The sequence below is a fragment of the Corynebacterium sp. TAE3-ERU2 genome, from assembly GCF_019209955.1.
GTDB lineage: Bacteria > Actinomycetota > Actinomycetes > Mycobacteriales > Mycobacteriaceae > Corynebacterium > Corynebacterium megadyptis.
This window is the reverse complement of sequence record NZ_JAHUTL010000001.1, coordinates 224,952-236,951: the sequence shown is the minus strand read 5'-3', so window position 1 is coordinate 236,951 and position 12,000 is coordinate 224,952. Positions and strand designations below refer to the sequence as shown.

Sequence of the window (12,000 nt, the reverse complement as noted above, 5' to 3'; positions counted from 1 at the left end):
GCGATGCAGCTCAGCCATCCACAGCGCTACACCTACGCCGAGCACAGCACCGGTGAAATCGCCGGCGGCCTCCTGTGGTTATCGGTGGGATCGCTGGTGTCGGTGCTATTGGAGGTGGTCTATCTAGGCACGTGGATCACACTGCCGGGCGGGAACTCGATTCCTTTTCCCTACACCATCGTGATCGCCTTCTTCTTCACGGCGGTGCTGACCCGCACGGCGCGACTGTGGACGGAGAACATGCTCGCGGCGGCCGTACCGGCGATCGTGTGGGTGTCAGGTTATATGATCCTAACTTTTTCGGTGTCGGTGACTGGGGATATGCTTGTCGGGTCTAGTTTGCGCTCGGTGTTGTTACTTGCTGCTGGAATCGCGGGCGGTCTCATGCCGTTGTGGCAGAAAAGCCCGCGGCCCCCGCGCCCCGATGCGCACACCACACAACCATAGTTGTCACACATTTTCAGGAGTTAGCTCACATGACGTACACCATCGCTCAGCCTTGCGTCGACGTGATGGACCGGGCGTGCGTGGAAGAATGCCCGGTGGACTGCATCTACGAGGGCAAGCGTTCGCTCTACATCCACCCGGATGAGTGCGTGGATTGCGGCGCCTGCGAGCCGGTGTGTCCCGTGGAGGCTATTTTCTACGAGGACGATGTGCCGGATGAGTGGATTGACTACAACGACGCCAATGCCGCCTTCTTCGATGACCTCGGCTCGCCCGGCGGTGCTGCCAAGCTCGGCGCCCAAGACTTCGATCCGCCATTGGTCTCCGAGCTACCTCCCCAGGCTTAAAGGTTCAGGGAGGCTCTCATCGTGACCGCGCGTTCCCGCCAGCCCTTGGCCCGTCGCCTTCCCGCCTTCCCGTGGGATAGCCTCGGGCCCATTATCGAGCGCGCCCACGCCCACCCCGAGGGAGCCATCGACCTGACAGTGGGCTCGCCGGTCGATCCCGTGGCCGAGCCCATCGCCGAGTCCCTGCGCGCCCACGCCACCCATCCCGGCTATCCGCCGACCCTCGGCACTCCGGCGCTTATCGACGCTATCTCGCAGTCACTGCACCGCCGCTATGGCATACAGCCCGTGCCCGCGGCCGCGATTGTGCCCGTGGTCGGCACCAAAGAACTCATCGCCCAGCTGCCGTGGCTGCTGGGCCTCGGCGGCGAGCACCGCATCGCCGTACCGGCGATCGCCTATCCCACCTACGATATCGCCGCGCGGCTGTGTGGGGCGTGCGTCGTGGTGGCCGAAGAAGTCGCGGATATCACCGCCTCCGATGCGGACTTTGTGTATATCAACTCGCCATCGAATCCCACCGGCCGTGTCCGTAGCGCCGCCGAACTCAAGGAACTGGTGGCGTGGGCGCGCGAGACCGGGGCGATTATTGCCTCCGATGAGTGCTATCTCGGCTTGGACTATTCCGGTCGGGCTCGCTCCATCGCCCATCCCGAGGTGTGCGGGGAGAGCCTCGAGAACCTCATCGTGATTCATTCGCTGTCGAAGACCTCGAACATGGCCTCCTATCGCGCAGGTTTCATCTTCGGCGATAGCGGCCTGCTGGGCGAGGTGGCCGAGGTGCGCAAGCACTGCGGTCTATCGCTGCCCTGGGCGGTGCAACACGCCATGGTGTGCGCGCTGAGTAGCGAGGAGCACGAGCAGCAGCAGTACGAGGTCTATCGCCGCCGCCGCGAAACACTGCGCGCCGCCCTGGACGCCGCGGGGCTGCAGGTGGACTATTCCGAGGCGGGGTTGTACTTCTGGGTCACCCAAGGGCGCAGCGCCCAAGAGACCGTGGAGGCCTTCGCGGATCTCGGAATTATCACCGCGCCGGGCACCTTCTATGGCGATAACGAGCAGTGCCACAGCCATGTGCGCTTATCTATCACTGCCAGCGATAGCGCGATCGAGGCGGCGGCACGGCGCCTCGCGGGAGGCTTCGGCCGAGCGCCGGCTTAGGCCATTACCCGCGCTAGGGGCCTATGAAGGGTTCCTATTCTGCGGCATGCAGCGGGTAAACTCTGGATGAACACCAGCGGGTGGATACCCGCCTGAGCCGTATTCAACATGGCATTCGCTAGGGGAGAGAGTAGTGACTAACCACCAGGTAGCCCAGCCGCGCAGCGGTTCGGGGGCCTCACGCTATCGCCGCAATTTCCGGCAATTCCTCAAGTTTGGCATTGTCGGCGCCTCCGGCGTTGTGGTGAACTTCCTCACCGTGGTGGTCGTGAAGAAAATCCTCGACGGTGGCTTCGGTATTCACGAAGAAGACGCCGCCATGAACCTGCTGGGCACCCAGTTTCACATCCGCTGGTTCCACATCATCTTGACCATCGCCTTCCTGGTGGCCAATATGTCGAACTTCCAGCTCAACCGCATGTGGACCTTCCGCACCTCGCACCGGCCCTCCTGGCTGAAGCAGTTCATCCCCTTCCTCATCGCCGGGCTCGGGGCGCTGGTAGTCACCCAGGTAGTGTCCACCTTGCTTATCAACCCAGAGTCGCCCGTGGCTCTGCCCTCGGATATCTTCGATGGCTCCACGGGGCTGCGCACCAAGCTCTACTGGGCGGCCCTAGCCGGTACGGCGGTGGCCATGCCCGTGAATTTCGTAGTGAATAAGCTGTGGACCTTTAGAAAAACACGGGTGGTGCTGGAGCAGGCGCCGGTCTAGCCGGGCGGGGACGCCTCACAGAACTGCACAGATACACCACACCCCGAGATGCCTGGATATGCGGCGTCTCGGGGTGTGCTGTGTGTGGCGGACAACAGGGGCTTATGCCCCCACACTCTGCTGCGTAGTTACTTCTTTCGCGCCGAACCCTTCGTGAGGAAGGACAGGGCGACAAGCGCCAGGGTCAGCACCGTCACGGAGCTGACTTGGGGGCGGGAGGAGGCGTCGAAAAGCATGAGGATGGTCAGCCCCGCCAGCATGGCGAGCGTGACCCAGCCGAGCCACGGATAGCCCCACATGCGGACCGAGATTTCCTTATTGCGCTCCATCTCCGGGTGCAGCTTGAGATAGCTGGCGACGATGAATCCCCAGATGACGATGAGGCAGCCGCCGACAGCATTGAAGAGGAACTCCAAAAGCCCCGCGGGGTTCCACCACTGCAGGGCCACGGAACCGAAAGCGAAGATCACCGAGAGGATCACCGCGAGCGTGGGAACCTGGTTAGTGCCGCTGAGCGAGCGGAAGGCCTTCGGCGCGTAGCCGCGCTGCGCCAAGGAGTAGACGAAGCGCGAAGTGGCGTAGATCTGGGCGTTGAATGCCGAGAGCAGCGCCAGCACGATCACGGCCTCCATGAAGCCCACCGTGCCGGGGATATTCGCCATGCCCAAAATGATGGTGAAGGGAGAATCCGCGGCGGAATCGGCGCCGCCGATACGGGAGTAGGGCAGCAGGAAGGTAATCACCAGCACTGCGCCCAGGTAGAACACGGAGATACGCCAGATTACCGAGCGCACCGCCACGCGAATGGACTCGCGGGGCTTTTCGGACTCTGCTGCGGCGATGGTGACGATCTCAATACCGCCGAAGGCGAAGGCCACAGCCAGCAGGCCGGCGGCAATACCGGAGATGCCATTAGGGGCGAAGCCGGCGTCGATGAAGTTGGTCAAGCCTACGGCCTCGTGGCCGGGCAGCCAGCCCATAATCATGAGCACGCCGACGATCAGGAAGAAGATAATCACGGCGACCTTGATGAAGGCGAACCAGAACTCGAACTCGCCGAAACCGCGCACCGCGGCCAGATTCACGATGGCGAAGAATACTACGCAGACGAGCGCCGGGATCCAGGGAGCCACCCCAAACCACGAGCCCATGATGGCGGCTGCGCCGGTCATCTCCGCGCCCATCACCATGGTGAGCATGAACCAATACATCCAGCCGAGCGTGAAGCCAGCCCAGTGCCCGAAGGCCATTTCCGCATATTCGGAGAAAGAGCCGGAGCGCGGGCGGGCAGCAGATAGCTCGCCCAGCATCTGCATCACAAACACCACGATGATGCCGGCCACGATATAGGCCAAGAGCACCGCCGGGCCGGCGGCCTTGATGCCCACGCCGGTGCCAAGGAAGAGTCCCGCACCAATGGCGGAGCCGAGCCCCATCATGGTCAGGTGGCGGGTTTTTAAGCCTGAGCCGAGTGTGTTCTCAGCTGTGTCCACGGTAGTCATGGTTAGCTAGCGTATTACACTCTGTACCGCTCGGTACATTTTCTGCCAGCCGCCCCATCACATAAGGGGTAGCACGCTGGCGCGATGCTGCCCGTTCGGCCGCTGATCAGCCCCTTAGCTAAAGCTGTTATAGCCCGGTGTTGCCTGCTGTGGCGCTTGGGAGGCGACGATCGTGCCGGCGCTTGCTGCGCAGCGCACGGTCCAGTTGCTCCCACCGGCCATGTCCGCGGCGGTGCCCCACCGGCCCTGCTCCATGGACGCGCCGGGCTGGGGGAGGGCGCCGTCGAAGAAGAGAACGGGGGTGTGTGGCTCCAGCACCACGTTATTACCGATGCTGCAGTGATCTCCCAGATCGAGCCCGATGACGCCGGAGCTGACGCCGAGTACGCAGTCCTCGCCGATGGTGGTGGGCACCCGCGGATTGGTCTCGCTGCGCCCGGCCATCACGGTGGCGGCCAAGCCGACCCGGGTGTTTTCCCCGATCACCGTGCCGGAGGACATGCGCCCCTCGATTTTGCTCGGCCCCAGCGAGCCGGAGTTGAAGGAGACGAAGCCCTCGCGCAGCACCGAGGTGCCGGGGGCGAGATAGGCGCCGAGGCGGACCCGCTCGGCCTCGGCGATGCGCACCCCAGAGGGCACCACATAGTCGACCATGCGGGGCAGCCGATCGACGCCATAGACATGGATGAGGCCGCGGGAACGCAGGGAGGTGCGCACGAACTCGAAATTATCGGGCAGGCAGGGCCCCTTATTGGTCCACACCACAGTGGAGAGGAGATCGAGCACACGATCCATGTTGATCTCGTGGGGGCGGACAATGCGGTGCGAAAGCAGATGCAGACGCAGGAATACATCGTGGGCATCGAGCGGCGGCTGGGAGAGATCGCGGATGGTGGTGGACACCGCCACCTGTTCCACCATGCGGTCCTCGTCGATACGCACCAGCGACAGCATTTTTGGGGTCAGTCGATGTGCACCGAGGCGAGTGGTTCCGGAACTCGAGGGCAGCGTGTGCGAGTCCGCGTCCATCATCAGCTCGGGGTGGGGATACCAGGTGTCGAGAACAGTCCCATCCATCGCGATATTTGCAATTCCCACTGCAGTGGCACCATGTGTGAGCATGAATCTCATCCTACCTTCAGCTTGCTGCGGCTTAAGTATGGGCAGGGTTCGGCCCGCGGCGCTCCCAGACACGCCATCGCCACGGTGTAATGAAAGCAGAATGCCGCCTCCTGCGCACAGCGGTAGGGCGGGGTAGCCTTGGCAGCGCACTGCGTGTGCCCGTGGTGTAATCCCACGCCGTGTTCGCGCGCAACGGCTAGTGTGAACAGCTACAAACAGATGTCTGAAGCGAAGAATGGATGAGCATATGACCAGCGACACCACCCCTGACTCGCCCCGCCGTGGCCTCCGCGGGCCGGTATTGATGCGGCAGCAGTCCCCGCAGGAGTCCACCACCGATCAACGGCTCTTGGATCACTCCGCCGCCGCGGACTGGCTGCACACCGATCCCTGGCGGGTGCTTCGCATCCAGTCCGAGTTCGTCGAGGGCTTCGGCGCCCTGGCGGAGCTGCCGCCGGCGGTGACGGTCTTTGGCTCTGCCCGCACCGCGCCCGATCATCCTTATTACGTCCTGGGCCGGAAGCTCGGCGCGGCGCTCGCGGAGGCCGGTTATGCCGTCATTACCGGCGGCGGCCCGGGCCTGATGGAGGCCACGAACCGTGGCTGCAGCGATGCCGATGGGCTGAGCGTGGGTTTGGGCATTGAACTGCCGCACGAGCAGCACCTCAACGAGTGGGTGGATCTGGGCCTGAACTTCCGCTATTTCTTCGTGCGCAAGACCATGCTCTTCAAGTACACCCAGGCGTTTGTGTGCCTGCCCGGTGGCTTCGGCACCTTGGATGAGCTTTTCGAGGCGCTCGTGCTCACCCAGACGGGCAAGATCACCAACTATCCGATAGTGCTCATCGGCACCGAGTTTTGGGCGCCGCTGAAACAGTGGATGCTGGACCGGGTGATCGAGGAGGGCTTTATTGACGAAGACGATGTCGATCGCTTCATCATCACCGACGACATAGACGAAGCAGTGCAGCACATCACCCGCGTGCACAGTGAGTTCGGCTTGGCCGAGCCGCCCGCGGCGCCGCAGGCCTAGCCCAGGGTAGACCCGAGCACACGAGAGAGATCCTCATGCCCGCTTTGTCCCCCGCGTTTCGGCCCGGCCCACTGCCGGCGGTGATGGCGATCATCAATCGCACCCCCGACTCCTTCTATGACCAGGGGGCCACGTTTAGCGACGACGCCGCCCTCGCCCGCATCGACCGCGTCGTTGGCGAAGGAGCCACGATTCTCGATATCGGCGGGGTAAAGGCGGGGCCCGGCGAGTTCGTCTCTGCTGCGGAAGAGGTGGACCGGGTGGTGCCGATCATTGCCGCCGCCCATGAGCGCCACCCCGAGATAGCGATTTCGGTGGACACCTGGCGCACCGAGGTGGCGCGCGCCGCCGTGGAAGCCGGCGCGAGCCTTATTAATGACACGTGGGCGGGGGTGGATTCGGAGCTGGTCGAGCTCGCCGGGGAGAAGAAGGTGGGCTATGTGTGCTCCCATACGGGCGGGCAGCAGCCGCGTACCCGCCCGCACCGGGTGCGCTATGACGATGTGGTGGACGCCGTGATTGCTGAGACCAGTGCCCTCGCCGAGAGGGCCGTGGCGTGCGGGGTACCGGAGAATAAGGTGTTGATTGATCCCACCCACGATTTCGGCAAGAACACCTATCACGGACTTGAGCTTTTGCGCCGCATCGATGAGGTCGTGGCTACCGGCTGGCCGGTGCTCATGGCGCTGTCGAATAAGGACTTTGTAGGCGAGACTACCGGCCGTGCCGTGGATAAGCGGGTAGCTGGCACCCTCGCGGCCACAGCGCATGCCGCAGCGCACGGGGTGGCGGCGTTTCGGGTCCACCAAGTCAGCGATACCGTGGATGTTTGCCGCATGGTCGCCGCGATCTCCGGCGATATGGCGCCGGTGCGGGCGCAACGAGGGTTGATCTAGGCGGCACGCCCCGCGCTAGATAGATGCGCGCGAATCGATGCTGCTGCCACGCTCCTGATATAACGAGACATATGACTCCGTCTGCGCCGCCCCTTAAGTGTTCCGAGCACCTCGGCGGCGCCAGCGTCTCGGTGGTGATTCCTGCCCTCAACGAGGAAGCCACCGTGGCCCAAGTGATCGCGGCCGTACAGCAAGATGATCCAACAGAGATCATCGTCATCGACTCCGACTCCGAAGATCGTACCGCCGCCCGTGCCGCCGCCGCGGGAGCACGGGTGCTTAACTGGCGCGAGATCCATCCTGCTATTGCGCCCCACCCCGGCAAGGGCGAGGCCCTCTGGCGCGGGCTTGCCGCCGCCAGAGGCGACTATGTGGTGTTTGTGGACGCCGATCTACAGAATCCGCCACCGCACCTCGTCCGGCGCCTGCTCGCGCCGCTGGCCGATCCTGGGATCCACCTCGTCAAAGCCGCCTATCGGCGACCACTCGGCGAGGACCCACACGGCGGTGGCCGCGTCACCGAGCTCACCGCCAAACCTCTGCTGCGGATTCTGCACCCCGAGCTCGGCCACATCTCCCAGCCCTTGGCGGGGGAGTATGCCCTGCGTCGCTCGAGTGCCCGCGCCTGCTCCTTCATCATTGACTTCGGCGTGGAAATCGGAATTGTGCTCGATATCGCAGCACGCTTCGGCCCCGCCGCCATTGCCGAGGCGGATCTGGGGGTCAAACGCCACAAGCATCGTCCGCTGCAACAGCTGGCCCATACCGCCGATAGCGTGGCCCGAGTCCTGCTCGAGCGTGATTCGTGTGCCAGCCGGCCGCCACTGGAATCGCTCGGCGTCGCGAGTAGCGACGCTGCGGCGCACAGCATGCCCACCACACCGTGAGCTGGCCCACTGTGAGCGGCTCAAGGCTGAGTACACCGGACAAAAGCAACGCATGGCCGCGTTCTACGGCGTAGGATGTATGGGTAGTTGTAACAATTTTTTGTCATAGTGGAAGGCTTATCGTGGCTGCTCAAAAACCGCGCACGGGGAATGGACCATTGGAAGCTGTCGAAGAAAACCGGAAAATCGTGGTGCGGATCCCCGCTGACGGTGGCGGCCGCTTGGTGGTGGAATTGAGCAAGGATGAAGCAGCCGAGCTTGGCCACCATCTTCTTGATGTTGCGGAGGCCTAGCCTCCCGCTTCCTTCTTCGCCCTAGCGTTCGTGCTCGGCACGGCCACGGGTGAAGTTTGGGTGCTCCTCCTCCTGGTTGTACCATGGGCAAAAATGTTCTGTGCCCAGTGCAGCGAGGAGGATTCCTTGTATGCACTACTTATGCTGCGTAAACCATTGCGTGCGGTGATGTTGCCGCGCGGCGCAGTTGAACCGAACAAAGATGTAGATAGGCGGTAGCCGTGCTCGATGATGTAAGTGACCTCCTCGCCGACCCTGTGGATGGCACCCCGCTGGTGTCCCACGATGGCTACCGCAGCCTGGTGTCGGCGACGGGGCGTAGCTATGAGGTCTCTGCCGAGGGCTTTGTCACCCTCGCGGCGAATGGCCGGCTGGCCCATGATGGCGATGACGCCCAGATGGTGGCGGATCGCGAAACCTTTTTATCCCAGGGGCACTACGCACCATTCGTGGAGGCCGTGACCCAGGGTGTGCATGAGGCCCTCGAGGACGCGGGAGTGGGCAACGATATCGCCCCCGCCTTGTGCGAGATCGGCGCCGGCACGGGCTACTATCTGTCGCACACGCTGGATGCAGTGGATGATTCCCGCGGCGTGGGCATCGACGTCTCTATTCCCGCCGCGGAAAAGCTCACCCACTCCCACTCGCGCGTCGGCGCCGTGGTCGCGGATGCTTTAGAGCGCCTGCCCTTGCTCGATCGCTCCATCCACGCCCTCACCCTGATCTTCGCCCCGCACAATGCCGCGGAATGTGCCCGTGTGCTCGCGCTCGGCGGGAACGTAGTGATGCTCAACGCCGAACCCGGGCACCTGAGTGAGCTGCGGGAGCCACTCGGCATTCTGGACGTAGAGCAGGGCAGTACCGAGCGCCTGATCGAGGAGATGTCGGAGTATCTCGTCCCGGTGCAGTCGCCGCAGTTGGTGGAATTCCGCATGAGCCTCGATCAGCCCTCTATCGCCGCCCAGATCGGCATGAGCCCCTCGGCGCGCCACATCGAGCCGGAGGTACTCGCCGAGCGCGTGGCTGTGCTGCCCAAGCGCATGGAGATCACCGCCCGCGCCAGCATCACCCGCTTCGCTCGCGTCGGCGACTAGTTCGGCGAATGACTGGCAGCTAACCGGCGACTAGCCGGTACAGCTCAAAAAACAGCACTGGGCCCGCACCCCTCATGCATACACATAGGGGGTGCGGGCCCATAAGCGATGAGCAACCAGCCGCGGCGGCTAGCCGGGTTTAGAGCGGCTCGATCTCCATGGTCGATTCCACCCGTGCGCCATGGCGGGCGGTGTAGGTGATGGACTGGCAGCCGCCATCGAAATACACCCGCGAGGCCATCGCGATCAGTCCGCCGTCGGCAAAGACTTCCACGGTGGAGCCATCCACGATGAGGGAGAGCGCCTCGGTTTCTTCGCTGCTGCGCTCCGCCACGGCGGGGACACTGCCCTCGTGGTGCGGGTTCATGCTGCGATCCAGCGTGATCTCATCGGAAGAATAGGACACGCGCGCAGCGACGGCGCCCGTGGCGTCGCGGAGCTCGATATCGACCACGGCGTCCTCGCTCGGCTGCGCATCCAGGCGGGCAATGAAGGCGCGGGCGTGCTCGGAGGCGCGGATGGCGTCGGGAAGCCCAGCGCGCGGGGTTTGGTAGAGGATGCCGCCCTGCAGGGTCACTCGGCGCGGCAGGGTGAGGCAATTGGCCCAGTTTTCCTGCTGCAGGCTCAGATGGGTGGTGGGATCGTCGCCACGCCCCACCCCGTTCATCAGGCCAAACATGGTGCTGGATGCGTAGCGCGCCGCGGGGTCGGTGTTGAAGCCGGTCACCACATTGGTGTTGCGGGGACGCGAGAAATCATGGCCCCGGTCGAGGCGGGTGAAGGGGGTGATCACGCTGAACTCGGAGTCGGTGAGAGTGCCCACCAGATAGCCGGAGATATCGCGGCCATCGGTTTCAACGGTCAGCAGCAAAACATCATAAATCTTTTCGTCCACCTCATCCTGCAAGCGAATCAGGCGGGGAGAGACGATGCGCTGATACTGGCTGACGCCGCTGGGCGTGCCGACGCAGCGCAGCGGGCCCACGAAATTCCAGTCGCGGCGATCGGCGGACTCGAAGACCACAATGTCAGGGTTGTCGGAAGAACCGGCCACGGCGAGCATGATCCAGCCGTGGTGATCATCGCGTTGCGTGGAGCGCCAATCAGGAACCACGCAGGGCGAGCGGAAGTGGGAATAGCCGTGGCAGTCCGAGACCACGGTGTGCACATTGTCCACATGCCTATCGAGGTGCGAGATGTCATCGGCCACTGTCTCGGTGGTGGCGTCCGCGTCGGCGATCTCGGCCACCTTGATGGTGGTGGCGTCTGCGGAGACGGCCGTGAAGAAGATGTCGATGCCCTTACCCACGGGGATCACCGAGCCGGCACGCAGCTCGACCTCGTCGCCGTGGGTGGCGAGCACATCATCGCACACGTCCCAGTCATAGGGCAGGGAGCGGGAGGCCTGGTGCCCCCAGCGGGAGCTCGCCGAGGCGCTCGGCTTGTACTGGTTGAAAACGTGCCACACGTCGTCGTGCAGCAGCACCCCAGCGGGGGCCGCGAGAATGCCTTCTTCGGCGGTGACGTGTAACTCGGGGCGGTGGCTCATAACGTACCTAGTGTTTCTTTCGACAACTGTGTTCGGGCACCGATTGGCTGCTGCGCACACCCAGTTCACAATGGGTAGAGCGTTGCGGCGTCGATAGTACTTAACTTTTTACTTCCGTGGTGTGGATCTGCTCATCGAGGTTCTCCGGGGCGAGGTCGGCGCGGGAGAAATCCGAGGAGAGTGGCAGCCGCAGGTTCAGCTCCGTTGCGGGGCAGAGCTCGATAATCGCGTCCTTGACGCGGAAATCCAGCACATGCCCGCCGCGGTTGCGCGCATCATCAATGAAGTGCACGTGGCAGCCGGGAACGGAAATACCTTTTTCGTAGACGGGGGTGCGGAACCCGCCGATCACACCGGAGACATCCGCAAAATGCATCTCGGTATCGTCTGCCGTTGCCTCCACCATAGGTCGATAGGGCTTTTCCTGTCGGGTGACCGTGCGCACGGACACATCGTGGAACTGGCCGCTAATCCGCACGGCGTACATGTAGTTTTCGCTCGGCTGGAGCGAATCGATATAGGTGCCGAGATCGCTGCGCGACATATCATTCGGCGCGTGGGCGCTAATGCGCGGCACGAAATTGGTCACCACTGTGAATGGCGAGCACTGGTCCAGGCGCGCCGGGCGGGCCGTGCCGTCGCCGCGCACCTGATAGCACTGACCATCGACGATGATCATCTCCCCATCGAGGGCGTCGAAGGTGCCAATTCCAAAATTGCCCTGCCCCAGCAGCTCACTCACCGTCATGTCGCCGTCGTAAATGCCATCGAGCAGCGCCGTCATCAGCGAGTTTTGAAAAATCGTATGTCGTTCCACCGGCGCGAGCTGGGTGCTGTGTGTGGGGTAGTGGGTCATGGCCCCAGCCTAGTCGCGACTCCCAGGATGCTGCCGCACGCTTATCGACGCCATCTCGCCTGCCCATAAAACACCTCTCCCGCCCACAGCGGCGTGCTGGA

13 protein-coding genes are annotated in these 12,000 nt (G+C 63.5%); 9 read left to right on the top strand and 4 right to left on the bottom strand.

What is annotated here, in order from left to right:
- The first annotated feature begins 3 nt into the window (after positions 1-3).
- The 4 genes from KRX12_RS00995 to KRX12_RS00980 all read left to right on the top strand — a co-directional run bounded on the left by KRX12_RS00995 (position 4) and on the right by KRX12_RS00980 (position 2,667).
- A complete protein-coding gene (locus KRX12_RS00995; protein ID WP_218363847.1) occupies positions 4-447 on the top strand; it encodes a hypothetical protein in 444 nt (147 codons plus the stop codon).
- 29 nt (positions 448-476) lie between these two features.
- Positions 477-794 (top strand): ferredoxin, encoded by a 318-nt coding sequence (gene fdxA / locus KRX12_RS00990; protein WP_151549115.1) that lies wholly within the window; start codon positions 477-479, stop codon positions 792-794.
- A 21-nt stretch (positions 795-815) separates the two neighbouring features.
- Positions 816-1,955: a succinyldiaminopimelate transaminase gene (dapC, locus tag KRX12_RS00985; RefSeq protein ID WP_218363846.1), complete on the top strand. Its 1,140-nt coding sequence runs from the start codon at positions 816-818 to the stop codon at positions 1,953-1,955.
- 133 nt (positions 1,956-2,088) lie between these two features.
- Positions 2,089-2,667: a GtrA family protein gene (locus KRX12_RS00980; protein WP_218363845.1), complete on the top strand. Its 579-nt coding sequence runs from the start codon at positions 2,089-2,091 to the stop codon at positions 2,665-2,667.
- Positions 2,668-2,795: 128 nt separating this feature from the next.
- On the opposite strand, the gene KRX12_RS00975 is transcribed toward KRX12_RS00980, so the two are convergent.
- Together KRX12_RS00975 and KRX12_RS00970 are read right to left on the bottom strand one after the other, a co-directional pair.
- A complete protein-coding gene (locus KRX12_RS00975; RefSeq protein WP_218363844.1) occupies positions 2,796-4,169 on the bottom strand; it encodes an amino acid permease in 1,374 nt (457 codons plus the stop codon).
- A gap of 114 nt (positions 4,170-4,283) precedes the next feature.
- Positions 4,284-5,291, bottom strand: a complete 1,008-nt coding sequence (locus KRX12_RS00970) for a DapH/DapD/GlmU-related protein (RefSeq protein ID WP_218365426.1) — start codon at positions 5,289-5,291, stop codon at positions 4,284-4,286.
- Positions 5,292-5,538: 247 nt separating this feature from the next.
- Between KRX12_RS00970 and KRX12_RS00965 the strand changes: the two genes are divergently transcribed.
- From KRX12_RS00965 to KRX12_RS00945, 5 genes are all read left to right on the top strand, one after another.
- Entirely contained in the window at positions 5,539-6,324 is a 786-nt protein-coding gene (locus KRX12_RS00965) for a TIGR00730 family Rossman fold protein (protein WP_218363842.1), read from the top strand.
- Positions 6,325-6,359: 35 nt separating this feature from the next.
- Positions 6,360-7,220 (top strand): dihydropteroate synthase, encoded by an 861-nt coding sequence (gene folP, locus KRX12_RS00960; protein WP_218365425.1) that lies wholly within the window; start codon positions 6,360-6,362, stop codon positions 7,218-7,220.
- A 71-nt stretch (positions 7,221-7,291) separates the two neighbouring features.
- Complete coding sequence (locus KRX12_RS00955) at positions 7,292-8,107, top strand: glucosyl-3-phosphoglycerate synthase (protein WP_218365424.1); 816 nt, start codon at positions 7,292-7,294, stop codon at positions 8,105-8,107.
- A gap of 122 nt (positions 8,108-8,229) precedes the next feature.
- Positions 8,230-8,400: a DUF3117 domain-containing protein gene (locus KRX12_RS00950; RefSeq protein ID WP_151529904.1), complete on the top strand. Its 171-nt coding sequence runs from the start codon at positions 8,230-8,232 to the stop codon at positions 8,398-8,400.
- Positions 8,401-8,621: 221 nt separating this feature from the next.
- The gene (locus tag KRX12_RS00945) at positions 8,622-9,494 is read left to right on the top strand and encodes a methyltransferase domain-containing protein (RefSeq protein WP_218365423.1); all 873 of its coding nucleotides are present in this window, start codon (positions 8,622-8,624) and stop codon (positions 9,492-9,494) included.
- Positions 9,495-9,633: 139 nt separating this feature from the next.
- Here KRX12_RS00945 and KRX12_RS00940 read toward each other — a convergent pair whose 3' ends face one another.
- Together KRX12_RS00940 and budA are read right to left on the bottom strand one after the other, a co-directional pair.
- Positions 9,634-11,043 (bottom strand): GH32 C-terminal domain-containing protein, encoded by a 1,410-nt coding sequence (locus tag KRX12_RS00940; protein ID WP_218363837.1) that lies wholly within the window; start codon positions 11,041-11,043, stop codon positions 9,634-9,636.
- A 100-nt stretch (positions 11,044-11,143) separates the two neighbouring features.
- A complete protein-coding gene (budA, locus tag KRX12_RS00935) occupies positions 11,144-11,899 on the bottom strand; it encodes an acetolactate decarboxylase (RefSeq protein ID WP_218363836.1) in 756 nt (251 codons plus the stop codon).
- Between the last annotated feature and the right edge of the window lie 101 nt (positions 11,900-12,000).